General features: G+C 61.4%; 24 protein-coding genes. All 24 read left to right on the top strand.

The features are described 5' to 3' along the window. Window position 1: 1 nt before the first annotated feature. Window positions 2–421: a hypothetical protein gene (locus KVT38_RS22255; protein WP_217595941.1), complete on the top strand. Its 420-nt coding sequence runs from the start codon at window positions 2–4 to the stop codon at window positions 419–421. 16 nt (window positions 422–437) lie between these two features. Next, a complete protein-coding gene (locus KVT38_RS22260) occupies window positions 438–1,223 on the top strand; it encodes a FliA/WhiG family RNA polymerase sigma factor (RefSeq protein WP_217595942.1) in 786 nt (261 codons plus the stop codon). Window positions 1,224–1,244: 21 nt separating this feature from the next. Further along, a complete protein-coding gene (locus tag KVT38_RS22265) occupies window positions 1,245–2,654 on the top strand; it encodes a FapA family protein (RefSeq protein WP_217595943.1) in 1,410 nt (469 codons plus the stop codon). A 21-nt stretch (window positions 2,655–2,675) separates the two neighbouring features. Then, window positions 2,676–2,999, top strand: coding sequence for a hypothetical protein (locus KVT38_RS22270; protein ID WP_217595944.1), 324 nt, complete (start codon window positions 2,676–2,678; stop codon window positions 2,997–2,999). 24 nt (window positions 3,000–3,023) lie between these two features. Continuing rightward, on the top strand, window positions 3,024–3,743 hold the full coding sequence (locus KVT38_RS22275) for a hypothetical protein (RefSeq protein WP_217595945.1): 720 nt from the start codon (window positions 3,024–3,026) through the stop codon (window positions 3,741–3,743). Next, window positions 3,740–4,330, top strand: a complete 591-nt coding sequence (locus KVT38_RS22280) for an endolytic transglycosylase MltG (protein ID WP_217595946.1) — start codon at window positions 3,740–3,742, stop codon at window positions 4,328–4,330. The genes KVT38_RS22275 and KVT38_RS22280 overlap by 4 nt, the downstream gene beginning before the upstream one ends. A gap of 211 nt (window positions 4,331–4,541) precedes the next feature. Next, window positions 4,542–5,240 (top strand): 30S ribosomal protein S2, encoded by a 699-nt coding sequence (rpsB, locus tag KVT38_RS22285; RefSeq protein WP_090117358.1) that lies wholly within the window; start codon window positions 4,542–4,544, stop codon window positions 5,238–5,240. Window positions 5,241–5,381: 141 nt separating this feature from the next. Next, window positions 5,382–6,032 carry a translation elongation factor Ts gene (gene tsf / locus KVT38_RS22290; protein WP_217595947.1) on the top strand — a complete coding sequence of 217 codons (651 nt, stop codon included), beginning with the start codon at window positions 5,382–5,384 and terminating at the stop codon, window positions 6,030–6,032. A 112-nt stretch (window positions 6,033–6,144) separates the two neighbouring features. Then, a complete protein-coding gene (gene pyrH / locus KVT38_RS22295) occupies window positions 6,145–6,873 on the top strand; it encodes a UMP kinase (protein ID WP_217595948.1) in 729 nt (242 codons plus the stop codon). After that, window positions 6,874–7,428, top strand: a complete 555-nt coding sequence (frr, locus tag KVT38_RS22300) for a ribosome recycling factor (protein ID WP_217595949.1) — start codon at window positions 6,874–6,876, stop codon at window positions 7,426–7,428. Between the two features lie 137 nt (window positions 7,429–7,565). Further along, window positions 7,566–8,369: an undecaprenyl pyrophosphate synthase gene (locus KVT38_RS22305; protein ID WP_217595950.1), complete on the top strand. Its 804-nt coding sequence runs from the start codon at window positions 7,566–7,568 to the stop codon at window positions 8,367–8,369. A gap of 4 nt (window positions 8,370–8,373) precedes the next feature. Continuing rightward, on the top strand, window positions 8,374–9,159 hold the full coding sequence (locus tag KVT38_RS22310; RefSeq protein ID WP_217595951.1) for a phosphatidate cytidylyltransferase: 786 nt from the start codon (window positions 8,374–8,376) through the stop codon (window positions 9,157–9,159). 37 nt (window positions 9,160–9,196) lie between these two features. Next, entirely contained in the window at window positions 9,197–10,345 is a 1,149-nt protein-coding gene (locus KVT38_RS22315; RefSeq protein ID WP_217595952.1) for a 1-deoxy-D-xylulose-5-phosphate reductoisomerase, read from the top strand. A gap of 95 nt (window positions 10,346–10,440) precedes the next feature. Continuing rightward, complete coding sequence (rseP, locus tag KVT38_RS22320; protein WP_217595953.1) at window positions 10,441–11,703, top strand: RIP metalloprotease RseP; 1,263 nt, start codon at window positions 10,441–10,443, stop codon at window positions 11,701–11,703. A 29-nt stretch (window positions 11,704–11,732) separates the two neighbouring features. Then, entirely contained in the window at window positions 11,733–13,181 is a 1,449-nt protein-coding gene (proS, locus tag KVT38_RS22325; protein ID WP_217595954.1) for a proline--tRNA ligase, read from the top strand. A gap of 83 nt (window positions 13,182–13,264) precedes the next feature. Then, a complete protein-coding gene (locus KVT38_RS22330) occupies window positions 13,265–14,587 on the top strand; it encodes a hypothetical protein (RefSeq protein ID WP_217595955.1) in 1,323 nt (440 codons plus the stop codon). A gap of 128 nt (window positions 14,588–14,715) precedes the next feature. Then, window positions 14,716–15,732 carry an NAD-dependent epimerase/dehydratase family protein gene (locus KVT38_RS22335; protein ID WP_217595956.1) on the top strand — a complete coding sequence of 339 codons (1,017 nt, stop codon included), beginning with the start codon at window positions 14,716–14,718 and terminating at the stop codon, window positions 15,730–15,732. Beyond that, a complete protein-coding gene (locus tag KVT38_RS22340) occupies window positions 15,732–16,802 on the top strand; it encodes a dihydrodipicolinate synthase family protein (protein WP_217595957.1) in 1,071 nt (356 codons plus the stop codon). Before KVT38_RS22335 ends, KVT38_RS22340 begins: the two co-directional genes overlap by 1 nt. A gap of 36 nt (window positions 16,803–16,838) precedes the next feature. Then, window positions 16,839–17,522 carry an L-serine ammonia-lyase, iron-sulfur-dependent subunit beta gene (gene sdaAB, locus KVT38_RS22345; protein WP_217595958.1) on the top strand — a complete coding sequence of 228 codons (684 nt, stop codon included), beginning with the start codon at window positions 16,839–16,841 and terminating at the stop codon, window positions 17,520–17,522. Continuing rightward, window positions 17,519–18,406: an L-serine ammonia-lyase, iron-sulfur-dependent, subunit alpha gene (gene sdaAA, locus KVT38_RS22350; protein WP_217595959.1), complete on the top strand. Its 888-nt coding sequence runs from the start codon at window positions 17,519–17,521 to the stop codon at window positions 18,404–18,406. The genes sdaAB and sdaAA overlap by 4 nt, the downstream gene beginning before the upstream one ends. Beyond that, the gene (locus tag KVT38_RS22355; protein ID WP_217595960.1) at window positions 18,403–19,632 is read left to right on the top strand and encodes a M20 metallopeptidase family protein; all 1,230 of its coding nucleotides are present in this window, start codon (window positions 18,403–18,405) and stop codon (window positions 19,630–19,632) included. Before sdaAA ends, KVT38_RS22355 begins: the two co-directional genes overlap by 4 nt. Further along, on the top strand, window positions 19,629–20,558 hold the full coding sequence (locus KVT38_RS22360) for a Gfo/Idh/MocA family protein (protein WP_217595961.1): 930 nt from the start codon (window positions 19,629–19,631) through the stop codon (window positions 20,556–20,558). Before KVT38_RS22355 ends, KVT38_RS22360 begins: the two co-directional genes overlap by 4 nt. 185 nt (window positions 20,559–20,743) lie before the next feature. Then, on the top strand, window positions 20,744–25,060 hold the full coding sequence (locus KVT38_RS22365) for a PolC-type DNA polymerase III (protein ID WP_217595962.1): 4,317 nt from the start codon (window positions 20,744–20,746) through the stop codon (window positions 25,058–25,060). Window positions 25,061–25,286: 226 nt separating this feature from the next. After that, window positions 25,287–25,748, top strand: a complete 462-nt coding sequence (gene rimP / locus KVT38_RS22370; RefSeq protein WP_217595963.1) for a ribosome maturation factor RimP — start codon at window positions 25,287–25,289, stop codon at window positions 25,746–25,748. The last annotated feature ends 20 nt before the right edge of the window (window positions 25,749–25,768 follow it).

Genomic DNA, 25,768 nt, shown 5'->3' on the forward strand with positions numbered 1-25,768 from the left:
AATGAGCGTGCCATGGCGATGGAATTTGGGGTTCGCAATTTTCGGAGCCGTCCTGGTGTTCTTGATCTCATCGTCCAGCAATCCGCCGCTCACTTCGCTCGTGCGGGGCCTGTACGCCTTCCTTGCGTTCGGCTTGCTCGGCCTGTTCGCCCGCATCGTTCTTCAGCAGCTGCTGCAGCCCGCCAAGACGCTTGGCGGAGACAAGGAGCGAGCGGAAGAGGAGCGAGGAATCGTTTTGGACGTGACGACGCCTACCGAAGACGACGAATCTCTCTCCCGGCTTATGCGGGAGCAATGGACGGGCAGCGAAGAGCCGCAATCTGCCGGCTTCGAGCCGCTTAAGCCCCCAAGGCTCGTGTCGATCGACGACCCGAATCCGGAACAAGTCGCACAGGCGATCCGGCGCCTGAACGACGATTAAGGAAGGTGATGCAGCGATGGCAGAACCCAAAAGTTCAAAGCTGTCCCATTACGACCTGTGGTGCCGCTGGAAAGAGGAAGGCGACACCGAAGCTAAAAAAGACTTGATCGAAAAGTACATTCCGCTCGTCGATTACGTATCCAGCCGCATGGCGGCCGGATTGCCCAAAAACGTATCCAAGGACGATCTGGTCAGCAACGGTTCGATGGGTCTGATCGACGCAATCGAAAAATTCGATCATCTGCGGGGGCTGCAGTTCGAAACGTACGCTTCCTGGCGCATTCGCGGATCGATCATCGACGGGCTTCGGCAGGGCGATTGGGTGCCGCGGTCCGTCCGGGACAAAGCGAAAAAAATGGAAGATGCATACGCCGTCCTCGAGCAGCGGAACTTGCGCTCCGCCACCGACGAAGAGATATGCAGCTATTTAAATATAACGGACAGAGAATTCCAGCAAATGCTTCAGGAGGTCGCCGTCGCGACGATCGGTTCGCTCGAAGAGCCCATTCGCGAGGAGGACGCCGAGACGCGCATGTCGCTGCTCGTGGACGACAAGGCGCAGAGCCCGGAGTCCAAGGTGCACGAAACGTATTTGCGAGACTCTCTCGCGGCCGGCATCGACAAGCTCACGCCGAAGGAGCGAACGGTCGTCTCGCTGTTTTACTACGAGGATCTGTCCCTTAGCGAGATCGCCGAGGTGATGTCCTTGTCGCCTTCCCGGATCTCGCAGCTTCATTCCAAAGCGATCCTGCGGCTGCGCGGCGCTCTCGGCAAGCAAAGAGACCAATTGCTCCAAAAATGAAACCGGAGAGGAGGATTTATTATGCAGGGGAAAGAGGCGTTTGCGATCGATCAGCTCTTCCAGGTCAAAATTTCGGAAGACCGCATGACGGCCAGTCTGATGATTAAGCCGATCGAGGACGCGAAAGGGGCGACCGTCTTGCAGCTTGAGGCGCTGCTCGCGTCCGCAGGCGTCCGCTACGGCATTCGGCAGGAGCTGCTGGCTCAAATCGCCGAAAATCCGCAAGCGTATTTTTATACCGACAATGTCGTTGCGGTCGGTCTGCAGCCGACGCCGGGCGTCAATGGCTACGTCAAAGTGTTGTTCGAGGATCAGGAGCGGAAGAGGCCGGCGGAGCGCGAAGACGGCAGCGTCGATTACAGGGAGATGAGGCAGCTCGCCAACGTCAAGACGGGCCAGCTGATCGCGACGCGGGTGCCTCCGCTCCCCGGCACGGCGGGAACGACGGTGACGGGAGAAACGGTCGCGCCCAAGGAAGGCAAGGAAGCGAACTTTAAGGTGGGGAAAAACGTCGTCGTTAATCCGGACAAGACGGCCATGTATGCGGCGATGGACGGACTCGTCACGTGGACGGACAAGGAAAAGCTGAACGTTTTTCCCGTCTTCGAAATCAACGGCGACGTCGATTATCATACGGGCAACATCGACTTCGTGGGCACCGTCGTCATTCGCGGCAACGTGCTGACCGGATTTCGCGTCCGCGCATCGGGCGATATTCGGGTCACCGGAGGCGTGGAAGGCGCGGAAATGGAGTCGGACGGCTCGATCGAGATTTCCGGCGGCATCATCGGCTCGGGCAAAGGCCACGTCAAAGCCGGGGTAGACGTCAAGTGCTCGTTCGTGCAGGAGAGCAACGTGACGGCGGGACAGGACGTACTCGTATCGCAGAGCATCATGCATTCGAACGTCCGGGCGGTTCGGAGCATTCGCTGCGAAGGCGCCAAAGGCTTGATCGTCGGCGGCCTGCTCCAGGCCGGAGACCTCGTCGTAGCGCGCACGATCGGCAATTCGATGTCCACGGTCACCTCCATCGAGGTGGGGCTTAAGCCCGAGCTGCGGCAGGAGCTGACGGATCTCAGGCAGCAAGTGCGTCAAATGTCCGAAAATTTGGATAAGACGGAAAAGGCGCTTGTGCTATTGGATCAGCTCGCCGCGGCGGGTCAGCTGTCCGCCGATCGGTTGGCGATGCGGATCAAGCTGAACTCGACGCGCAGACAGGTGACCGAGGAGCTAAAGGCCGCCAAGGCGAATATTCTCGAGATCGAACGCACGCTCGAGGATACGGATCAGGCGAAGGTTAACGTTTTACATACGGTTTACGGCGGCACGAAAATCGTCATCGGACGCTACACGCGTTTTGTCAAGGACAGCGCCAAGCGAGTAACCTTCCGCTACGAAGACGGCGAGATCGCGATGGCGACGCTGCTATAATGCGATAGGAGGCGAACGGCCATGAGCTACAAGCCGCTCGACGTGCAAACCTCGATTCCCCGTTCGATCGAATTAACGCCCCTGCAGGCTTCCCAGCAGCTTCGTCAGGCTGTCGACCAGGCCGCGCTCGGCGCGCAGGCCCAGAAGCTGGCCGAGCGCGACGCCAAGCGCAACGCCAAGTCGGAGGGCACCGGGCATAAGTCGATCTCGGACGAAGATGATCCGAAGGAAAGCCGCCAAAGGCGAGCTTCCGCGAAAAAAAAGCGGGCGGGCGAGCACGAGCCGAACGAGACGCATACGGCCGAACACCCTTACAAAGGACATCATATCGACCTGTCGCTATAGCATCGAAAGTGAGAGTGCATGGAAATGGATCCGTGGGTTACGCTCGTAATCGCCGGGGCCGCGATCGCGGGTTACGGCTGGCTAAAGCCCGAACCGAAGGCGCAGGCAGCCTCGATCGTCAACGAAGAAGCGTATGACCGGCTGCTCGAAGACCTGGAGACGGAAAATCGCGAGCTTGTGGACGCGGTGGCGGCCTTCAAGCGGGAGCAGGACGATACGGTGAGCCGTCTCGGCCGGCGCATTCGGGAGCTCGAGCGACAGATGGAGGATGCTGCCGCATTCAGAAGGGCGGACGCCTTCGGTCGAGATGAGCTTGCCGCGGCGAAAGAGATCGCGGGGCAGGGACTGACGGCGCGGTCCGCTTCCGCAGCGCTGCGACAGGAGGCACCGGATAACGGGACCAAGACGGATTCGCCCGGAGGCGGCTACGCGGACGTGGCGAATTCTTCCTCGCAGGCGGAGAGCGCCCTCCCTGCGCAAGCAGGCAAGGCTTCGGCAGCGGGGAGTGCGGGCGCGGGCGACGGCTCGCTTCACAGCGGCAAAGCGGCCGCTATCGAAGCGTCGGCGGACAACGGCGACGGCGCGACCGGCAGGCCGGCAGCCATCCGCGATCGCTATGCGGAGCTGCTTGAGCTGCACGAGCGGGGACGTTCGGTGGAGCAAATCGCGAAGGCGATGAACATGAACAAGGGCGAAGTGCAGCTTATTTTGCAGCTCGCCAAGCGGGAGGCGAACCGGCCATGAACACGCGCCGCGCGCTGCTGGTCGGCCTCGGCGTCGGCCTGATGGCCGGCTCGGCCTTGCTGCAACTGATGAATTACGGACAAGATTTAAGCGAAGGCACGACGATGCCCGTAGAGCTCACGGTCGACCAGCTTCAGAAGCAGGCCGAAGGAAAGGGCTTCGCGATGTACAAACTGAGCGAGCCGATGTATACGCAGGCGCAGCTCGATGCGGCGGCCGCGAAGGCCAAGGAGGATGCGCTGGCTGCCGCGGCCGCGAAGTCCGGGCAAGCTACCGGCGACACACCTGCGCCATCGAGCGTGTCTTCGCCTTCAAGCACGCCTGCGCCGAGCGCATCCGCATCACCCGCGCCTGCCGAGACGGCGCCCGCCGTCAAAGAGCGGCTCGGGCTTTACGTCGCGGCCGGCGATTCGCTTGAGAAGGTCGCGACCGGCCTGAAGGCGCTCGGCGTCATTCGGGACAAAGCGGCCTTTATCAAGGCAGCCAAGCCATACAGCGGCAAAATGCGGGTCGGCCTGAGCGTGTTCGAAGGACAAGCAACGTACGACGAGATCGTCGCGGAGCTGCTTCGTGACAAAAACAAATAAGACGGCCGCGCCTGCCCGCAAGGCGGCGGCCGAACGGATGGCCGGCTTGTGTTGCAAGCCGGCCATCCGTATGTTATATTGTTAAACGGTGTGAAAAAACGCACGCCGTTCAATTCCGTCAGCGGTGCTTCGCAAACGCGAAGTTCTGGCGGGAAGCGCGAACCGGCGGAGGAGATTCACGATCCAAAACCATACGGAGGTGCAAGTTAAAATGGCAGTTATTTCGATGAAGCAGCTTCTCGAAGCTGGCGTACACTTCGGTCACCAAACGCGTCGCTGGAACCCGAAGATGGACAAGTACATCTTTACCGAACGGAACGGCATCTACATCATCGACCTGCAAAAGACGGTCAAGAAAGTCGACGAAGCGTACAACTTCGTTCGCCAGCTCGGCGAGCAAGGCGGCACGATGCTGTTCGTCGGCACGAAGAAGCAAGCGCAGGATTCCGTCAAGGAAGAAGCGGAGCGCAGCGGCCAGTTCTACATCAACCAACGTTGGCTCGGCGGCACGCTGACCAACTTCTCCACGATTCAAAAGCGTACGGATCGTCTGCACCAGCTCGACAAGTGGGAGCAGGACGGCACGTTCGAAGTGTTGCCGAAGAAGGAAGTCATCATCCTTCGCAAGGAAAAAGAGCGCCTCGAGAAGTTCCTCGGCGGCATCAAGCATATGCGCAGACTGCCTGACGCGCTGTTCATCATCGACCCGCGCAAGGAGCGCATCGCCGTTGCCGAAGCGCGCAAGCTGGGTATCCCCATCGTCGGCATCGTCGACACGAACTGCGATCCGGACGAGATCGACTACGTCATTCCCGGCAACGACGACGCGATCCGCGCCGTTAAGCTGCTGACGAGCAAGATGGCCGACGCCATCGTCGAATCCCGCCAAGGCGAAGAAACGACCGCCTAAGCCAGCCGTTTTTACAGCAATGCGAGCTCAAGGGTGGTCAGAAGAGAACCTTCTCACCGCCCTTTTTTTGAAAAAACATAAACCAATCGACAGCCGTCCGCGCGACAAGCGTCCGGCGGCCACATACCAGGAGGGAATCCCATGGCAGTTAACGCAGCAGACGTAAAAGCGCTCCGCGAAAGAACGGGAGCGGGCATGTTGGATTGCAAAAAGGCGCTTGAGGAAGCCGGCGGCGACATCGCGAAGGCAGCCGACCTGCTCCGCGAGAAGGGTCTTGCCGCAGCGGCGAAGAAGGGCGACCGCGTCGCTACCGAGGGCCGCGTAGAATCTTACATCCACGGCGCAGGCCGCATCGGCGTGCTCGTCGAAGTCAACTGCGAGACCGACTTCGTCGCCATGACCGATCAGTTCAAGGAACTGGTGCGCGACATCGCGATGCATATCGCAGCTGCCAACCCGCTGGTCGTTCGCCGCGAAGAAGTTCAACAAGCCGACCTGGACAAGGAAGCCGAGATTCTTCGCAACCAGGCGCTGAACGAAGGCAAGCCGGAGAAGATCGTCGAAAAGATCGTCGAAGGCCGTCTGAACAAGTACTACGAAGAAAACGTACTGCTTGAGCAAGCGTTCGTTAAAGATCCGGACAAGACGATCCAAACGCTGCTCAACGAGAAGATCTCCACGATCGGCGAGCAAATCTCGATCCGCCGCTTCGTTCGCTTCGAGCTCGGCGAAGGTCTCGAGAAGAAGCAAGACAACTTCGTCGAAGAAGTTATGGCGCAAGTCAAAGTTTAATCGGAATGTCAGGGGGACACGCGGTGTTCCCTTTTTTAAAGAGCGCTTAACGATCAGGTTCGCCGGGAAGCGCGCTTCCCGCACAGAAATCGACCAGGTGGAGGTACTAACGTTGAATCGACCCGTCTACAAACGCGTGGTGTTGAAGGTAAGCGGAGAGTCGTTGTCCGGATCGACCGGTTACGGGATCGACGCAACGACGATCGTCTCGATCGCCGAACAAATCAAGGAAGTCGTGGCGCTTGGCGTAGAAGTCGCCATCGTATGCGGAGGCGGCAACATCTGGCGCGGCATCTCGGGCAGCCAGAAGGGCATTGATCGCGCGACGGCCGACTACATGGGAATGCTGGCGACAGTGATGAATTCGCTTGCCTTGCAGGACGCGCTGGAACAGATCGATGTGCCGACTCGCGTACAATCCTCCATTGCCATGCAGCAAATCGCAGAGCCGTACATTCGCCGCCGGGCGATTCGACATCTGGAGAAGGGCCGCGTCGTCATTTTCGCATCGGGCACGGGCAACCCGTTTTTCTCGACCGATACGACGGCCGCGCTGCGGGCCGCGGAGATCGAAGCCGAAGTCATCTTGATGGCCAAAAACAAAGTCGACGGCGTCTACAGCGCCGATCCGTTCAAGGACCCGACGGCGGAGAAGTACGAGCAGCTGACGTATCTCGACGTACTTAACAAAAATTTGGGCGTCATGGATTCGACGGCGTCCTCGCTGTGCATGGACAACAACATTCCGCTTCTCGTCTTCGCGATTACCGAGCCGGGCAACATCAAGCGCGCGGTGCTGGGCGAGAAAATCGGAACAATCGTCAAGGGGAGCGTGAACTAAGTGCCTCAAACGATCAAGAAGAACGCCGAAGAACGGATGGAAAAAGCGCTGGCCGCCCTGCGCCGCGACTTGTCTACGCTGCGTGCCGGACGCGCATCCGCAGCGATGCTCGACCGCGTGCAAGCAGAGTACTACGGCGCGCTCACGCCGGTTAACCAGCTCGGCACGATCAACACGCCGGATTCCCGCACGCTGATCATTCAGCCGTGGGACAAGTCGGCGCTGGCCGCGATCGAAAAAGCGATACTCAAGTCGGACGTCGGGCTGACCCCGGCGAACGACGGCACGATCATTCGGCTGAACATCCCGCCGTTGACCGAAGAGCGCCGCGCGGACCTCGTCAAGTCGACCAAAAAATTCGGCGAAGAAGCGAAAGTTGCCATCCGCAACATTCGCCGCGACGCGAACGACGACATCAAGAAGAAGGAAAAAGGCGAGATCTCCGAAGACGAATCCCGCCGCCATCAGGACGATATCCAGAAATCGACGGACCGTTTCGTCGCCGAGGTGGACAAAATATTGGCCGCCAAAGAAAAAGAGATCATGGAAGTTTAAGTTTTCGACCGGCCCCTCCGAAAGGTGGGGTTCGTTTGAATTTTGGGGATCCTCCCCTATGAACTTCTGTCAAGCCCAGACGCGCAGCCCCACTCGGTGGGGCTATTTAATGGTCGCTAAATCCAGGGGGAACAGCCATGAGCAATCGATTCTTAGGCGGTCTGTTCGGCAAACGGGAGGACGGCGGGCAAGGGCGAGCGGGAAGCTCGCAGTCCGAGATGTCCGAAGATTTGCTGAAGGAAGGCCGAATTCCCCGGCACGTGGCCATCATCATGGCCGGCAACGGACGCTGGGCCAAAGCCCGCGGACTGCCGCGAGTGGCGGGACACCATAGCGGTATGAAAGCCGTCAAGCGCATCACCCAGGCCGCGGACCGTCTCGGCGTGGAATTTTTGACGATGTACGCGTTTTCGACGGAAAATTGGAAGCGGCCCAAAGCCGAAGTCGATTTTCTGATGAAGCTTCCGCAGGAGTTTCTGTCGATCGAGCTCGAGGATCTGATCCGCAACAACGTGCAGGTCAAAATGATGGGCGTCCGCGATCTGCTGCCGGACTTCACGCTTGACGCGATCGAAGAGGCGGTTCGTCGGACGGCCGACAACACCGGGCTCGTCCTGAACTTCGCGCTGAACTACGGGAGCCGGATGGAGATCGTGGAGGCGGCCAGAACGATCGCGAAACGCGCCGCGGCAGGCGAGCTGACGCCGGATGAGATCGACGAGCAGACGTTCCAGCAGTCTCTGCTCAGCGGAGAGCTTCCGGACCCGGATTTGCTCATACGCACCAGCGGCGAGCTTCGGCTCAGCAATTTTATGCTCTGGCAGCTGGCCTACAGCGAGTTTTGGTTTACGGACGTGTATTGGCCGGAATTTTCCGAAGCGCATTTTCACGAGGCGATTCGCGAGTATCAACGGCGCGCGCGCCGCTACGGAGGGATCTAAGGCGATGGGGCAACGGATCGTGACGGGCGTGGTCGCCGGCGCCGCGTTTCTGGCTTTGCTTGGACTGGGCGGCTGGTACTATTCGCTTATGCTCGCTGCGCTCGCGCTTATCGGTTATCATGAATTCGTCAAGCTCAACAAGCTGCCGGCGAGCCGTCTGGACGTGCTCTGCGGCTTCGCGGCGACGCTCGTGCTTGCCTTGCCGCGCCTGCCGTTCGGCTGGACGACGCCGAGTGCCGAGGCGGTCTCTTGGGCGCTTATGTTCGCGCTGCTGGCGGCGACCGTTTTCAGCAAAAACAAGATTACGCTCGATCAATCGGCGCTGTTGTTCGTCGGCGCTTTTTATATCGGACTCGGCTTTCGCTACATGGCGCTGACCCGCGAGATGCCGCACGGCATGTTCTGGCCGCTGCTCGTCTTTTTTTGCATTTGGGCTTCGGACGCCGGCGCTTACTTTGTCGGCAAGGCGATCGGCAGGACGAAGCTGTGGCCGTCGATCAGTCCGAACAAGACGGTCGAGGGAGCGCTGGGCGGCCTCGTTATCGCGTTGCTCGTATCGCTCGTGTTTGCCTTCGTATGGCCGGACTGGGTCGATTTCGGAACCGCGCTTGCGGTCGCGCTCGCCGCGGCGGTTGCCGGACAGCTCGGCGATTTGATCCAATCCGCCTACAAGCGGCTTCGCGGCGTGAAGGACTCCGGCAGCCTGCTGCCCGGACACGGCGGCGTGCTCGATCGCACGGACAGCTGGCTCATCGTGTTTCCGCTCGTCCATCTGCTCGGGCTCATTTAATTCATGCATCCTAGCCATACATAACGGAGGGAACGGCTTGAAAAAGAAAGTAGCGGTGCTCGGCAGCACCGGCTCGATCGGGACCCAGACGCTGGACGTCGTCTCGCGGGATCCGGACGCCTACGAGGTCGTCAGCCTGGCCGCCGGAACGCGCTGCGAGCAGTTGCTCGAACAAGCGCATCGCTTCCGGCCGAAGCTCGTCTCGATCGGCTCGAAGGCGCTGGCCGACAAGATCAAGGCGCACCTGCCTGCCGGCACGAAGCTCGTCTGGGGCGAAGAAGGCTTGATCGAAGCCGCGGCAGGCGTCGATGCGGACTATGTCGTCTGCGCGCTCCTCGGCAGCCTTGGCTTAAAGTCGACGCTGGCGGCGATCGATGCCGGCGCGACGATCGGCCTGGCGAATAAAGAGACGCTGGTCACGGCCGGTCACATCGTTATGGGCAGAGCGGCGGCGCGCGGCGTGCCGCTGCTTCCGATCGACAGCGAGCATTCCGCGCTTTTTCAGTGCCTGAACGGTGAAGATCGGGGCACGATCCGGCGGCTGGTCATTACCGCTTCGGGCGGAAGCTTTCGCGACCGTGGCCGGGACGAGCTGGCCGGCGTGACGGTGGAGGATGCGCTGAAGCATCCGAACTGGTCGATGGGCGCGAAGATTACGATCGACTCGGCGACGATGGCGAACAAAGGGCTCGAGGTGATCGAGGCGCACTGGCTGTTCGATCTTCCGTACGACCGGATCGACGTCATGCTGCATCCGGAGAGCATCGTGCATTCGATGGTCGAATTCGTCGATACGAGCGTCATGGCGCAGCTCGGCAATCCCGACATGCGCGTGCCGATCCAGTACGCGCTCACCTACCCGGAGCGCCGTCCGTCGCCCGCGTCTCCGCTCGATCTGCTTCGCGCGGGCACGCTGCATTTTAAAGACATGGACTTCGCGCGGTATCCTTGCCTGAAGATGGCCTACGAGGCGGGGAGAGCCGGAGGGATCGCGCCGACCGTCTTCAACGCGGCGAACGAAGTCGCCGTGGCGCGCTTCTTGAATCGCGAGATTCCGTTTCTCGCGATCGAGGACATCATCGCATCGGCACTTGCGGCGCACGAGGCGACCGCGGATCCCGATCTTGAGGAGATTGCATTCGCGGACGGTCGGGCGCGGGAAGCGGCGGCTCGGTGGCGCAGGTAGCAACCGACCTTTCTTGGCGCCCGTATTCTCTTGTATCGCCTCGGCGAATAATGTTAATCTAAGGACAGCCGTTAGGCGGACGGAGGGTTGCTTGCATGGAGATGGTACAGGTTGTTTTTTTAACGGTTCTCGTCTTTTTCGTGCTCGTCTCGATACACGAGTTCGGACACTTTTATTTTGCCAAGCGGGCCGGGGTGCTCGTGCGGGAGTTTGCGATCGGGTTCGGCCCGAAGCTGTTCTCGATCAAGCGCGGGGAGAGCCGGTTCACGCTGCGCCTGCTCCCGATCGGTGGCTTCGTGCGGATGGCGGGCGAAGATCCGGAGGTCGTCGACGTGCAAGCGGGGCATACGGTAGGCGTCCGAGTCAAGGACGACAAGATCACCCGCATCTACTTGGATCGGCTTGACGAGCGCACCCAGATTTTGCGGGGCGAAGTGACCGCGCTCGATCTCGAGCGTCATCTGTACCTGACGCTCGACGTGGACGGCGACGTGCAGCGGTTCGACGTACACCCGCAGGCGCTGATCGTTGCCAAAGGCAGAGACACGCAGATCGCGCCGCTGGACCGTCAGTTCGGCAGCGCATCGACCGGCAAGAAGGCGATGACCATTTTCGCCGGACCGCTGATGAACTTTATTTTGGCATTTGTGCTGTTCGCCGTCTTTTTCCAATCGTACGGCGTCGCGGTCGAACCGAATACGAAAATTTTTATTAACGAAGTGACCGCCGACGGCGCGGCCAAAGCTGCCGGCCTTCAAAAGGGCGATCTGGTCGTCTCCGTTAACGGCATCGCCGTCGAAGGAGACAGCCAGAAGCTGTCCCAGGCAATCACGGGCAGCGCCGGCAAGCCGATGGAATGGATCGTGAACCGGGACGGGCAAGAAGTGAAATTAACGGTAACGCCGAACGCGGATACGGGCAAGGTCGGCATCGTCATGGCGCCGGAGATGCGCCACCCGGGCTTCGGGGAGACGTTTTCGCTCGCGGGCCATGCGATGGTGGACAGTACGAAGAAAATTTTCGACGGCTTCCGCAAGATCATCTTCGGCGAGGTCAAGCTCGAAGAGCTCAACGGACCGGTCGGAACGGCGCAGGTAACCGTCGAGATCGCCAAGCAGGGCGTCACGCAGCTGACGTGGTGGGGCGCGATCCTCAGCCTCTACCTCGGCATCTTTAACCTGCTGCCGATTCCGGCGCTCGACGGCAGCCGCCTGCTGTTCATCGGCATCGAGGCGATCCGCGGACGCCCGGTCGATCCGAACCGCGAGAGCCTCGTGCACTTTATCGGCTTCGCCGCCTTGATGCTGCTCATGGTCGTCGTCACGTACAACGATATACTCAGGTTGGTTAAAGGCTAAATATCAGGTTGTCAGGGGTAGGGGAGCTTATGTCCAAGGATAAAGGATTCGTAACGGAAATAACGCCGCAGGCCGAGGACTTCAGCCGCTGGTATATCGACGTCATCAAAAAGGCCGAGCTCATGGATTATTCGCCGGTGCGCGGCTGCATCGTGTTCCGCCCGGAAGGCTACGAGCTGTGGGAGAACATCCAGCGCGATCTCGACCGTCGCTTCAAGGAGACCGGCCACCGCAACGCATACTTCCCGCTTCTCATTCCGGAGAGCTTTTTCCAGAAGGAAAAGGAGCATGTCGAAGGCTTTAATCCGGAGCTGCCGATGGTGACGGAAGCGGGCGGCGAGATTTTGGAGGAGCGGCTGGCCGTACGGCCGACGTCGGAGACGATGTTCGGACATATGTACGCCAAGTGGATTAATTCGTACCGCGATTTGCCGCTGCTTATCAACCAATGGGCGAACGTTTTCCGCTGGGAGAAGCGGACGATGCCGTTCCTGCGGACGAGCGAATTTCTGTGGCAGGAAGGGCATACGGCGCACGAGGACGAGGCGGACGCCCGCCGCGAGACGATGCAGATGCTCGACGTCTATACGGACTTCGTGGAGAGAATGCTGGCGATTCCGGTCATCAAGGGCCAGAAGACGCCTTCGGAGCGCTTCGCGGGCGCCGTCGACACGTATTCGATCGAGGCGATGATGAAGGACGGCCGCGCCGTGCAGGCAGGCACCTCGCATTATCTCGGGACGAAGTTCGCGGTGGCGTTCGACATCAAGTATTTGAGCCGGGAAAACACGCAGGAATATTGCCACACCACCTCCTGGGGCGTGAGCACGCGACTGATCGGCGCGCTGATCATGGTTCACGGCGACGACCGCGGCCTCGTTCTGCCGCCGAAGGTGGCGCCGACCCAGGTCATCATGATTCCGATCGGCCCGCCCAAGACGCGCGAGACGGTCATCGCCAAGACGGACGAGCTGTTCGCCGAGCTTAAACAAGCCGGCATCCGCGTCCGCGTGGACGATCGCTCCGACGTGTCGCCGGGCTGGAAGTTCAACGAATACGAGATGCGCGGCATCCCGATTCGCCTCGAGCTCGGGCCGCGCGACCTGGAAAACGGCGTCTGCGTGCTCGTCTCCCGCGTGACGGGCGACAAAAAGCAGGTGCCGCTCGATAACCTGGCGGCTTCCGTCGCCGAGATGCTCGATGAGGTGCACGCGCAGATGTACGAACGCGCGCTCGAATTCCGCGAGTCGCATCTGTTCGACGTCGAGACGCTCGACCAGCTCAAGGCCGCTTTCGAGGAGAAGCGCGGCTTCGCCTATGCCGGCTGGTGCGGCGACGACGCTTGCGAGAGCAAGGTGAAGGAAGAGACCGGCGCGACGAGCCGCAACATTCCGTTCGAGCCGCAGACGACGAAGACAACGTGCCTGTGCTGCGGCAAGCCCGCTGCGCATACGGTCGTATTCGCAAGAGCGTACTAAGTTCGATTGGCCGGCCAACAACAACCACGGACTCCCGACAGCGCCGCTTCGGGGGTCTTTTTTCACACAGGAGGAATACCGCAATGCACATCAAGATCGGGGTCGTGGGGACCGAGACGGTCGTTTCGCGAGTATTAAGAGTTTTGAATGCGTTCCCATCGTTCGAGCCGGTCGTTCGGGTGGTCGGACAGGAACGGGAGGCGCCCGACGCCGCAGCGGCGCTTGAGGACGAGGTTGAGGTGCTGCTGCTGTCCGGTCCTGCGCCGCAGCGGCTGCTTAAGGAGAAGAAGCCGGTGGCCGTGCCGGTGCATCACGTTCCGCTGACGGGAGCGGGCCTGTACAGAGCGCTGTTCGAAGCGCAGCGCGCGGGGCGGCTCGGGCCGGAGGCCGTCCTGTCCGTCGATTCGCTGACCCGGACGATGGCGGTGCGTACGCTGCGTGACCTGTCGCTCGATGAGTTGACGGTTGCCGTCTATGAAGGCCCTTCGTACGCTTCGCCGGACAAGCTCGTCGCCCACCATCGCAAGGTGGCCGCCGCGCACGATTGCGTATTCACCTTCACCGGCGTGGAGCGGGTCGCGGAAGAGTTGGCGCGATCGGACATTCCGCATGCGCTGCTGCTGCCTTCGGACGAGGACATCATCGTCACGCTCGAGCGCGCGCTGCTGTCGACCGAGTCCCGCAAAGGCAAGGAGTCGCAGATCGTCGTCGGCATGGTCACGGTCGACGAATTCGGCAAGCTCGTCCAGCGTAGCGCGAGCGAGCACGAGATTCAAAAGCTGAAGCTGGACATTCACCGGATGGTGCTCGATTACGTCGAATCGCTGGACGGATATTTAACGTCCGTCGGCGGCGACGAATATTTGTTTTTCACCACCCGCGGCATTTTCGAACGGGAAACGGGCGGCTACAAGACGATCCCGCTCGCCAAGGACGCAAATTTGTCCTACGGACTCTCGCTCAGCATCGGCATCGGCTTCGGCGCCACGGCCAGCGAGGCCGGCTCGAACGCGCGAAGCGCGCTTCGCAAATCGGTCGCCGCGGGAGGCAATGCCTGCTTTATCGTGCGCGAGGATCGAACGCTCATCGGGCCGCTGGAGATGGCCGACCCGGTCGCGTCGATCATGGCACCGCTCGATCCGCAGCTGCTGCGCCGGGCCGAGGAGGCGGGAATGACGGGCGCCTATTTGAGCAAGCTGCTCGCCTACATGTCTCGCCACGGCAAATACGACTACCAGGTTCACGAGCTGGCGGCGATGCTGAACGTGACGGTTCGCAGCGCGCATCGTCTGCTGCTCCAATGGGCGGACGCAGGGTTGGTCGGCATCGCCGGCATGGAAAAGATGCCGAAGGGCAGACCGCGCCAGGTCTATCGTTTCTCCTTTTTGGCGGACCATTATTTATAACCGCGCTTTTGTCAGCTTCGGCAACCGAACCATTTTAGCGTTTATTTAAAGACGATAAATGGACCTGTCTTTATATAACGATCGCACGTATGATGGGATCAGGTACAAGTCGAGAGGAGACTGGTCTCATGCATACGATCGAACAACTGGAAGCAAAGCTGGCCGAACCGTCGGAGGCGCTTGTCAAGACGCTGTCGGCGATCGACGGGGATATCGTCGTGCTCGGCGTCGGCGGCAAAATGGGCCCGAGCCTGGCCAGGCTCGCCGCCAATGCCGTACGGGCCGGGGGACTTAACAAGCGCGTCATCGGCGTATCCCGCTTCAGCAGCAGCGAGACGCGGCAGGAGCTGGAGGACGCAGGGGTCGAGACGATCTCGTGCGAGCTGCTCGACGATGAAGCGCTGAAGGCGCTGCCGCATGCCGCGAACGTCATTTATATGGCGGGCAACAAGTTCGGCACGACGGGCCGCGAGCACTTCACCTGGGCGATGAATACTTACTTGCCCGGGCGCGTCGCCGAAAAATACAAGGATTCGCGAATCGTCGTCTTTTCTTCGGGCAACATTTATCCGTTCGTGCCGGTCGGCGGCGGGGGCGCGGACGAATCCGTCGCGCCGGAGCCGCTCGGCGAATACGCTCAATCGACGCTCGGCAGAGAGCGGATTTTCGAGTATCACTCGCATAAGTACGGCACGCCGATGACGATGTTCAGACTCAACTACGCGATAGACATGCGGTACGGCGTGCTGCTGGAGCTGGCGCGGGCAATCAACGAAGAGCGTCCGATCGACCTGACGACCGGCTATGCGAACGTCATCTGGCAAGGCGACGCCAACGCGATGGCCTTGAAGAGCCTTTCCATCGCTTCGAGTCCGCCGGCGCTTCTGAACGTGACCGGACCGGAGACGATGTCGATCAGATGGGCGGCAGGCCAGCTGTCCAAGCGCATCGGCAAGGAAGCGACGTTCGAGGGCAAGGAATCCGAGACGGCGCTGCTGAACAACGCTTCGAAGTCCCATCAGCTGTTCGGTTATCCGAGCGTCTCGTTGCTGCAGATGATCGATTGGACGGCGGAATGGGTGCTGCAGGGCGGCGCGACTTGGAACAAGCCGACGCACTTCCAGGAACGAAAGGGGAAATTCTGATGGCGACCGTATATTTGCCGGACGCGCTGAACGCGGCGCTGCAGGACGGCCTGGTTATTCCCGCGCACCCGCTTGCGCTGAACGCAGACCGCAAGCTCGACGAGCGGCGTCAGCGGGCGCTGACGCGCTATTACATCGCTTCAGGCGCGGGCGGCGTCGCCGTCGGCGTTCATTCGACGCAGTTCGAGATTCGCGATCCCGAGCACAATCTGTACGAGACCGTGCTGCGCATGGCCGCGGAGGAGGTCGACAAGGCCGCGCCGTCCCGTCCGTTCATCAAGGTCGCAGGCGTGTGCGGTCCTGTAGAGCAGGCGCTCGGAGAGACGGCGACGGCGCTTAAGCTGGGCTACGATGCGGTGCTGCTCAGCATGGGCGGACTCGGACAGCTGACGGAGGAAGCGCTGCTCGAGCGAACGAGGCAGGTTGCCGCTGTGATGCCGGTCATCGGCTTCTACCTGCAGCCTTCGGTCGGCGGACGAATTTTTACCTACGAATTTTGGCGCGCGTTCGCCGACATTCCGAATGTCGTCGCGATCAAGATGGCGCCGTTCAACCGGTACCAGACGCTGGACGTCGCCCGCGCCGTCTGCCACTCGTCCCGCAGGGACGAGATCGCGCTCTACACCGGCAACGACGACAATATCGTCGCGGACCTGTTCACGACGTACCGCTTTACGATCGACGGTCAGACGGTCGAGAAGCCGGTCGTCGGCGGCTTGCTCGGCCACTGGGCGGTATGGACCCAGAAGGCGGTCGCGCTGCTCGAAGAGATCAAGACGGCAAGAAGAGAGCCTGCGATCTCGAAGGAATGGCTCGTCCGCAACATTCAGATGACCGATTCCAATGCCGCTTTCTTCGATCCGTCGCACCAATTCGCAGGCTGCATTCCGGGTATCCATGAGGTGCTGCGCCGCCAAGGCTTGCTGGAGGGAACCTGGTGCCTCAATCCGCACGAGGAGCTGTCGTCGGGCCAATCCGAGGAGATCGACCGCGTGTACGCGCAATATCCGGATCTGAACGACGACGACTTCGTCGCGGCGCATCTGGAAGAATGGCTGCAGGAACGTTAATTTGCCGATTTATCGTGCGAAGGGAGAGGGGCGGGCATGCGCTTTAAAGACGTATTTTCCATTATGGGCCCGAGCATGATCGGCCCCTCCAGCTCGCATACGGCTGGCGCCGCGAGGCTTGGGCTTGCGGCGCGCCAGGCGCTCGGGGGCCAGCCGGACGAAGCGGAAATTATTTTTTCGGGTTCGTTCGCGGAAACGTATAGCGGTCACGGCACCGATCTTGCCGTGACCGCCGGCCTCCTCGGCTGTGCGCCGGACGACGTGCGGATTCGCGAGTCGATCGCGCTGGCCGAGGCGGCCGGCATGCGGCTGCGGTTCGGCACGGAGCTTCGGCCCGGCGGCCATCCGAATACGGTTCGGTTCGCGCTGCGCAAGGGAGAACGGGAAACGACGATGATCGGATGCTCGATCGGCGGAGGCAACGTCGAGATCGTGAACGTGGACGGCTTCGACGTCAGGTTCGGAGCGGACTGCCCGACGCTGCTCGTCAATCACCAGGATATGGCGGGCACCGTCGCCGCGATGGCTTTGATCGTCGGGCGGGTCGACCTGAACATCAGGGCGATGGAGGTGGACCGCCAGAGCAGAAGCGGCCGTGCCTTGACCGTCATGGAGATGGACCAGGCAGTGCCGCCGGAGGTGAGGCGCGAGCTTCAGGCGCTCCCGCAGGTCGAGCGGGTTCGCCTCATCGATCTGAATGAGGAGGAGGAGCTAGCATGAGATTCGCCACGCTCGCGGAGCTGTCGGCGCAATGCCGGGCAGCGAATATGACGATCGGACGCTACATGATCGAGGAGCAGGTCCGGGAGTCGGATCAAACGGAGGAAGCGGTATTCGGCCAGATGGCCGGCTACTATCAGATCATGAAGGAAGCGGTGCGCAAAGGCACGACGGAGGAGACGAAGTCGCGGAGCGGACTGACGGGCGGAGACGCGAAGCGGGTGATGGCGTACCGCGAGCACGGGGAGACTGCGCTCGGCGGCGAAGCGAGCGCAGCGCTGGCTTACGCGCTCGGCGTGTCCGAGGTTAACGCCTCGATGGGCCGCATCATCGCGACGCCGACCGCCGGCTCGTGCGGCATCATTCCGGGCGTGTTCGTCAGCACGCAGGAGCGCTTCGGCTGGACCGACGAGCGGATGGTCGAAGCGCTGTTCGCGGCCGGCGCCATCGGCTACGTCATCGCCAACCAGTCGTTCATCTCCGGGGCCGAGGGCGGCTGCCAGGCCGAAGTCGGCTCGGCGGTCGGCATGGCTGCCGGTGCGCTGACGGAGCTGCGCGGCGGCACGCCGGAGCAGGCCGTCCACGCGGTCGGACTCGCGCTCAAAAACTCGCTCGGCCTGATCTGCGATCCGGTCGGCGGTCTCGTCGAGATCCCCTGCATCGTGCGCAACGGCTTCGGTGCGGTGACGGCGCTCGCGGCGGCCGATATGGCGCTCGCCGGCGTGCGCAGCGTCATCCCGTCGGACGAAGTCATCGGTGTCATGAAGGACATCGGCGCAGCTATGCCAGAGGCGCACCGGGAAACGGCGAAGGGCGGCCTTGCCCAGACGCCTACGGGCAAAGCGATCTTGAGCGACCTTCGCAAGAAAGGCGGCCGCTCATGAGCGGGAGCGCGGTCGCTTGGAGCGACAGGGCCGCGCTACTGGGCGATGACCTGATCGCCGTCAGACGGCAGCTGCATCGCTTTCCCGAGCTCAGCTTCGAGGAACGCGAGACGGCGCGTCTTGTCGCCGATCGGCTGACCCGGCTCGGCTTGACGTGCCGCACGGGCTTCGGCGGACACGGGGTCGTCGCCGATATTGTCGGCGCTGCCGCGGGTCCGACGATTGCGCTTCGCGCCGACATGGGCGCGCTGCCGATCGCCGAAGAGACCGGCTTGCCGTTCGCCTCCGGGCGTCCCGGTGCGATGCATGCCTGCGGCCATGACGCGCCCACGGCGATGCTGCTCGGAGCAGCAGAGCTGCTGGTCCAGAACCGATCGTCGCTTAAGGGTACGGTCAGGCTCATTTTTCAATCGGCGGAAGAGATCAACGAAGGCGCCAAGGCGATGATACGCGAAGGCGTGCTGGACGGTGTCGACGAGATTTACGGCCTGCACAATCTGCCGACGCTGTCGGCAGGCCTTGCGTCCGTCCGACCGGGACCGCTGATGGGCTCGGTCGACCGCATCGAGATCGAGGTCGTGGGCAAGGGCGCACATGGCGCCATTCCAGATCAGGGCATCGATCCGATTGTATGCGCGAGCGCAATCGTCATGTCGCTGCAGAGCCTTGTCTCCCGCGAGACGTCGCCGTTCGATCCGGTCGTTGTGACGATCGGCAGCATCCGCGGCGGAGACGCGAACAACGTCATTCCGTCCGTATGCAGCATGACCGGCACCGTCCGGGCGTTCGATCCCGTCGTGCGGGATCGCTTGCCCGAAGGCATCGAACGGATCGTGACGCGGATCGCGGACGGCTACCGCTGCCGCGCGAGCGTGAACTATATTCGCCAAATGCAGGTGCTCGTGAACCATCCGGAAGCGGCCCGCCGTGTCGGAGAGGCGATCGACGCGGTGGCGGGGCCGGGCCGAAGGCTGGAAGCGGCCCCGACGCTTGCCGGCGAGGATTTTTCCGAGTACCTGAAGCATGTGCCCGGCTGCTTTTTCTGGCTGGGCTCGGGCCCGGCCGAACATGCCGAGCAAGCGTTCGGCCTGCACCATCCCCGCTTCGAGCTGAACGAAGCTTGCCTGCCGCTCGGCGCGGCGCTGCTCGCGGGCATCGCGGCGCGCAGGCTCGAGGAAGGCCCGCTGGCGTCGGACGCCCCTGCGGAAGGGGGCGGCGCCAAGTGAAGCTTCGAACGATCGGGCTGATCGGTACCGATTCTTCCCATGCGACGACGTTCGCCGGACTGCTGAACGATCCGAATTACCCGCTGCATGTGCCCGGTTACCGCATCGTGACCGCATGGCCGGGCGGTTCGCCGGATTTTCCGCTCAGCGCGTCGCGCGTCGAGACGATCATGGGACGGCTCGAGACCGAGCATGGCGTCGTTCGCGCAACGTCGCCGGAGGAGGTTGCGGCATCCTGCGACGCGCTGATGCTGCTGTCGATCGACGGCCGGGCGCGCACGGAGCTGTTCGGGCGTATCGTGCCTTACGGCAAACCCGTCTTTATCGACAAGCCGCTGGCCATTTCCGTGCGGGATGCTGCCGAGATCGAGGCGCTCGCCCGTGCGCACGGAGCTCCGATTTTCAGCGTGTCGGCTCTCCGTTACGCCGTGCAGGACGCCAAGCGGCGCGTGTCCTCGGCAGGTGCGCCGGTTGTTGAAGCGACCGTCGGCGGTCCGCTTCAGATCGAGCCGACGCAGTCGATCTATTACTGGTACGGCATCCACCTCGCCGAGATGCTGTTCGCGCTGCTCGGACCGGACTGCCTGTCCGTCACAACCGAGCGCTGCGACGAATACGACCGCATCGTCGGCGAGTGGGCGGGCGGCCGGACGGGCACGGCTATCTGCAGGCATCCGGAGGCTGGTTACGTTTACGAGGCCGACATCCGAATCGGAGACGAGCGCACGGCGCTTCCGATCGATCCTGACTTCAACATCCATTATGCGGGGCTGGTCGCGGACGCCGTTTCCTTTTTCGATACGGGCGTCGCCCCGGTCCCGCTCGAAGAGACGCTGGCGATTATCCGGTTTCTGGAAGCCGCGGAAAGCAGCCTTCATGCGGGCGGCGCGCCGATATCGCCGTTCGGCGACGCGAAGCGTTTGTGAGCGCTTCGAATTCGCCCATCCCCGGAATGTCGTTCTTTGACTATTGCTGCCGCAAAGTCTATCAGGTAGAATAATAGAACAAGTACGAGAACAGAAAGCTTCCCGACTTTAACTTGCCGCAGGCGTTCGCCTGGCGGGAGCGCGGTCGGGGGCTTTTGTTGTTGAAAGGGATGAATCTTTCGAATATGTTGCCGAAGCCCGATCAGAGAAAAAGGTTCGAACTGCTGCTGGCGCAAGCGGAGATACCGGGCGACTGGATCGATGCCCATTTCCGCGACGGTTACATAGAGAGAGTCGAAGTGAGCAAGGCGAATCGCAGCTGGCGCTTCCACTTCGTCAAGGAATCGCTGCTGCCGCCTCCGGTCTATGCCGGTTTTCACAGCCGCGTGAGGGAGAAGCTCGGCCATCTCGCGCAGATCGAGATGTGTCTGCGCTACGGGGAGACGATCGCCACGAGCGAGCTGCTGCTTCATTATTGGCCGCTGTTCGTCGAGTGGATGCAGAGCGAGTTCGCGTCGGTGAACGGCTGGCTGGGCAAGGCGAAGCCCGAGGCCGAAGGCGAGCTGCTGACGCTGCTCATGTTGAACGAGGCGAGTCTCGAGCTCGCCCGCAAGAAGACGGTCGATACGTATGCGGCCAAGTTTTTCGAGGAGCGGTTTGGCCGCGCCTGCCGAATCAAGCTTGCCGTAGGCGAGAAGCAGCAGGAGGCCGTCGAGGCGTTCATGCAGCGGCAGCTCGAGGAAGAGCGGCTGCACGTCCGCAAGCTGATGGAGAGCATGCCAGAGGAGGCGCCGCCGGAGGATGCGGGCGGGGAAGCACCGCAGACGCTGCAGCACGGCTATGAGATCAAGGACGACGCGGTGCCGATCCAGAACATCCAGGAAGAAGAGAAAAAAGCGACCGTGCAGGGCACGGTGTTCGGCCTGGAGGTCAAGGAGCTTCGCAACGGCAACACGCTGTATCAATTCCACGTGACCGACTATACCGATTCGCTCACCGTCAAGATGTTCGGCAAGACGAAGGAAGACGTCAAAATGCTGAATCTGCTCGCGAACGGCAAATGGGTGAAGCTGCGCGGGCGCGTCGAATACGACCGCTTCCTCAATCCGCCGGAGCTCGTCATGATGCCGAGCGATCTCAAGGAGATCAACGGTCCGAAGCCGCGCAAGGACGAGTCGAGCGACAAGCGCGTCGAATTCCACCTGCATACGTCCATGAGCACGATGGACGCGATCGCGCCGGTCGACGCCTACATCAAGACGGCGGCCAAATGGGGGCACAAGGCGATCGCCGTCACCGACCACGCGAACGTCCAATGCTTTCCCGAAGCGGCGAAGGCGGCCAAAAAGAACGGCATTAAGATGATCTACGGCGTCGAAGCCAACGTCGTCAACGACGCGGTCGACATCGTGCTGAACGCCCGCGACACAGTGCTGGCGGAAGAGACTTTTGTCGTATTCGACATCGAGACGACCGGCCTGTCGGTCACCGCGAACAAGATCATCGAGCTTGCGGGCGTCAAAGTGAAGGAAGGCAGGGAGATCGGACGCTTTTCCACGTTCATCGACCCGCACGAGCCGATTCCGTACAACATCCAGCAGCTCACGAGCATTACGGACGAGATGGTTGCCGGCGCGCCTGAGCTCGAGCCGAAGCTGACCGAGTTTCTGGAGTTCGTCGGCGATGCGGTACTCGTCGCGCACAACGCCCGCTTCGATATCGGCTTCATTCAGCACAACTGCAAGCAGCTCGGGTTGCCGCAGCCGACGAATCCGGTGCTGGACACGCTGGAGCTGGCCCGGTATTTGCATCCGACGATGAAAAACCACCGGCTGAACACGCTGTCGAACCTGTACAAGGTCAGTCTCGAAAACCATCACCGCGCCATCGACGACACGGTCGCCCTGGCCGGCGTGCTGGAAGGGCTGCTGAAGGACGCCCAGACTCGCGGCATCACCCGGATGGCGCGTCTCAACGAAGTGAACGAGAACAGCTGGAAGACGACGCGCCCGTTCCACTGCTGCATTTACATGCTGAACGCGACCGGCAAAAAGAACTTGTACAAGCTCATCTCGCTGTCGCATACCGACTACTTCCATCGCGTCGCTTGCATTCCGCGCAGCAAGCTGATCGAGCTGCGGGAAGGCTTGCTCATCGTCTCGGGCTGCGAGAAAGGCGAGTTTTTCGAAGCGGTGCTGAACAAGTCGGAGGAGGAAGCCGCCGAGGTCGCGGCATTTTACGACATTCTCGAGATCCAGCCGCTCGACTTTTACATGCACCTGCTGGACAAAGGGCTCGTCGGCAGCAGGGCCGAGCTCGAGCAGTCGCTGCGCAAGATCGTCGCCATCGGCGAGCGGCTCGGCAAGCCGGTCATCGCGACCGGCAATACGCACTATTTGGAGCCGCGGGACAAGCTGTACCGCGACATTACGATTCACGGGATAACGGGCTTCAGCCCGCTCAAGGACCAGCGCAAGCCGGACGCGCACTTCCGGACGACGACGGAGATGCTCGAAGCCTTCGCCTTCCTCGGCAAGGACAAAGCGTTCGAGGTCGTCGTGACCAATACGAACGAGCTGGCCGACCGCTTCGAGGAGATCAAGCTGTTCCCCGACGAGCTGTTCACGCCGAATATCGAAGGGGCCGACGAGGAGATTCGCAATACGTGCTACGCGACCGCCCGCGAGCTGTACGGCGAGGATCTGCCGCAGGTCGTCATCGACCGGCTCGAGAAGGAGCTCGTCCCGATCATCAAGTACGGCTTCTCGGCGAACTATTTGATCTCGGAGCGGCTCGTCAAAAAGTCCAACCGAGACGGCTATCTCGTCGGTTCGCGGGGCTCGGTCGGCTCGAGCGTCGTCGCGACGTTTCTCGGCATTTCCGAGGTCAATCCGCTGCCCGCGCATTATTTGTGCCGCAATCCCGAATGCAAGCACCAGGAATGGTTCCTCGACGGCAGCGTGCCGAGCGGCTTCGACCTGCCGGACAAGGCTTGCCCGAACTGCGGCACGATGATGCGCGGCGAAGGCCAGGACATTCCGTTCGAGACGTTTCTCGGCTTCAAGGGCGACAAGGTGCCCGATATCGACCTTAACTTTTCGGGCGAATATCAGCCGCATGCGCACAATTTCACCAAGGAGATGTTCGGGGAAAAAGGCGTATTCCGGGCGGGCACGATCGGCACCGTCGCGGAGAAGACCGGCTTCGGCTTCGCGAGGAAGTATCAGGAGGAGCACGGCAAAAACTGGCGGGGCGCCGAGCTGAACCGTCTTGCCCAGGGTGTGACCGGCGTCAAGCGGAGCACGGGTCAGCATCCGGGCGGCATCGTCGTCGTTCCCGATTATATGGAAGTCGAGGACATCACGCCGGTTCAGTATCCGGCCGACGATACGAGCGCGGAGTGGAAGACGACCCACTTCGACTATCACGCCTTCGACGCCAACCTGCTCAAGCTCGATATTCTGGGGCACGACGATCCGACGATGATGCGGATGCTCCAGGACTTGACCGGCGTCGACCCGACGACGATCCCGATGAACGATCCGAAGGTCATGAGCCTGTTCAACTCGGTCGAGGCGCTCGGCATCCAGCCGCACCAGATCAAGTCCCAGGTCGCCACCTTCGGCGTGCCGGAGATGGGCACCCGGTTCGTTCGCCAGATGCTCGAGGAGACGAAGCCGTCGTCGTTCGCCGACCTGCTGCAAATATCGGGGCTGTCGCACGGCACGGGCGTTTGGCTCGGCAACGCGCAGGAGCTGATCAAGAACGGCACGTGTACGATCAAGACCGTTATCGGCTGTCGCGACGATATCATGCTATTCCTTATTTACAAGGCGGGCATGGACGCGTCGCTTGCGTTCAAGATTACGGAGAGCGTGCGGAAGGGCAAGGGGCTGACGCCCGAATGGATCGAAGAGATGAAACGCTGCGGCGTGCCGCAGTGGTACATCGACTCTTGTCTTCGGATCGAATACATGTTCCCGAAGGCGCACGCCGCCGCATACGTCATCTCGGCCGTACGGACCGCCTACTTCAAGCTCTACTATCCGATTCATTACTATGCGACGTACTTCTCGGTGCGGGCGGCGGATTTTGACGTCGAGCTGTTCTGCCAGGGTTACGAGGCGATCCTGAAGGCGATGACCGAGATCGAAGCGAAGGGCTTCCAGGCGCTGCCGAAGGAAAAAAACATGATTCCGATCCTCGAGATGGGCCTCGAGATGACGGCGAGAGGCTTCAAGGTCAAGCCGCTCGACCTGTACCGGTCCGACGCGACCCGCTTCATCGTGGACGGGGACGCGCTCATCCCGCCGTTCTCGGCGGTCGCGGGCATCGGCGAGAACGCCGCGAAAAACATCGCGGCCTCGCGCGCGGACGGCGACTTTCTGTCGATCGAAGACTTCCAGCAGCGCTCCAAGGCGACGAAGACGATCATCGAGCTGCTGACGACGATGGGCTGCTTCCGCGGCTTGCCCGAATCGAACCAGCTTGCGCTTTTCTAAGGCCCGCTCGGCTGCGGAGGTCAAGACGGCCGTGTGCGTCCCGCCCGGGCTTCCTGAATATTGCATTGCAAGGGGCCTGGCGGTTATGGTATATTAATTCTGGTAATCATGTGGATATCACTGTCTGCAGAAGAGTGGGGAAACCCACTCTTTACGTTTTGCATAGGCACTTTTGCATGTGCGATTCTGCAGATATCCATTTGAAGCAATCGGGAGGTCTGGTCATTTGAGCGTTTCGAAGATCAAATCCGCGGTCGAGCAGCTGGTCGCCCCCTTCGTGGAGGAGAACGGCTTCGAGCTGGTGGATGTAGAATACGTCAAGGAAGGCAGCAACTACTTTCTGCGCGTATTCGTGGACAAGGCGGGCGGCATCGATATCGACGACTGCGGCCGGGTGTCCGAATATTTAAGCGGGAAGCTCGACGAAGCCGACCCGATCCCCGAAGCTTACTTCCTCGAGGTGAGCTCGCCGGGCGCCGAACGTCCCCTGAAGAAAGCGGAGGACGTCGCTTCTGCTGTCGGCAAACATGTATTCGTTACGACCTATGAGCCGGTGGACGGCGCCAAGGAATTCGAAGGCAGCCTGGACGGCTTCGACGGCAGCGTGATGACCGTGACCGTCGGGCGCAAGCGCCATGAGATTCCTTACGATAAAGTGGCTTCCGCGAGGCTGGCCATCGTCTTTTAATTTGCGAGAGGAGGAGAGCA

Source organism: Cohnella sp. GbtcB17 (assembly GCF_019091135.1).
GTDB lineage: Bacteria > Bacillota > Bacilli > Paenibacillales > Paenibacillaceae > Cohnella.

Excerpts from the sequence above, each read along its gene's own strand:
- KVT38_RS22255 (WP_217595941.1), top strand. The coding sequence starts at position 2 with ATGAGCGTGCCATGGCGATGGAATTTGGGGTTCGCAATTTTCGGAGCC.
- KVT38_RS22260 (WP_217595942.1), top strand. The coding sequence starts at position 438 with ATGGCAGAACCCAAAAGTTCAAAGCTGTCCCATTACGACCTGTGGTGC.
- KVT38_RS22265 (WP_217595943.1), top strand. The coding sequence starts at position 1,245 with ATGCAGGGGAAAGAGGCGTTTGCGATCGATCAGCTCTTCCAGGTCAAA.
- KVT38_RS22270 (WP_217595944.1), top strand. The coding sequence starts at position 2,676 with ATGAGCTACAAGCCGCTCGACGTGCAAACCTCGATTCCCCGTTCGATC.
- KVT38_RS22275 (WP_217595945.1), top strand. The coding sequence starts at position 3,024 with ATGGATCCGTGGGTTACGCTCGTAATCGCCGGGGCCGCGATCGCGGGT.
- KVT38_RS22280 (WP_217595946.1), top strand. The coding sequence starts at position 3,740 with ATGAACACGCGCCGCGCGCTGCTGGTCGGCCTCGGCGTCGGCCTGATG.
- rpsB (WP_090117358.1), top strand. The coding sequence starts at position 4,542 with ATGGCAGTTATTTCGATGAAGCAGCTTCTCGAAGCTGGCGTACACTTC.
- tsf (WP_217595947.1), top strand. The coding sequence starts at position 5,382 with ATGGCAGTTAACGCAGCAGACGTAAAAGCGCTCCGCGAAAGAACGGGA.
- KVT38_RS22305 (WP_217595950.1), top strand. The coding sequence starts at position 7,566 with ATGAGCAATCGATTCTTAGGCGGTCTGTTCGGCAAACGGGAGGACGGC.
- KVT38_RS22310 (WP_217595951.1), top strand. The coding sequence starts at position 8,374 with ATGGGGCAACGGATCGTGACGGGCGTGGTCGCCGGCGCCGCGTTTCTG.
- rseP (WP_217595953.1), top strand. The coding sequence starts at position 10,441 with ATGGAGATGGTACAGGTTGTTTTTTTAACGGTTCTCGTCTTTTTCGTG.
- proS (WP_217595954.1), top strand. The coding sequence starts at position 11,733 with ATGTCCAAGGATAAAGGATTCGTAACGGAAATAACGCCGCAGGCCGAG.
- KVT38_RS22330 (WP_217595955.1), top strand. The coding sequence starts at position 13,265 with ATGCACATCAAGATCGGGGTCGTGGGGACCGAGACGGTCGTTTCGCGA.
- KVT38_RS22335 (WP_217595956.1), top strand. The coding sequence starts at position 14,716 with ATGCATACGATCGAACAACTGGAAGCAAAGCTGGCCGAACCGTCGGAG.
- KVT38_RS22340 (WP_217595957.1), top strand. The coding sequence starts at position 15,732 with ATGGCGACCGTATATTTGCCGGACGCGCTGAACGCGGCGCTGCAGGAC.
- sdaAB (WP_217595958.1), top strand. The coding sequence starts at position 16,839 with ATGCGCTTTAAAGACGTATTTTCCATTATGGGCCCGAGCATGATCGGC.
- sdaAA (WP_217595959.1), top strand. The coding sequence starts at position 17,519 with ATGAGATTCGCCACGCTCGCGGAGCTGTCGGCGCAATGCCGGGCAGCG.
- KVT38_RS22355 (WP_217595960.1), top strand. The coding sequence starts at position 18,403 with ATGAGCGGGAGCGCGGTCGCTTGGAGCGACAGGGCCGCGCTACTGGGC.
- KVT38_RS22365 (WP_217595962.1), top strand. The coding sequence starts at position 20,744 with ATGTTGCCGAAGCCCGATCAGAGAAAAAGGTTCGAACTGCTGCTGGCG.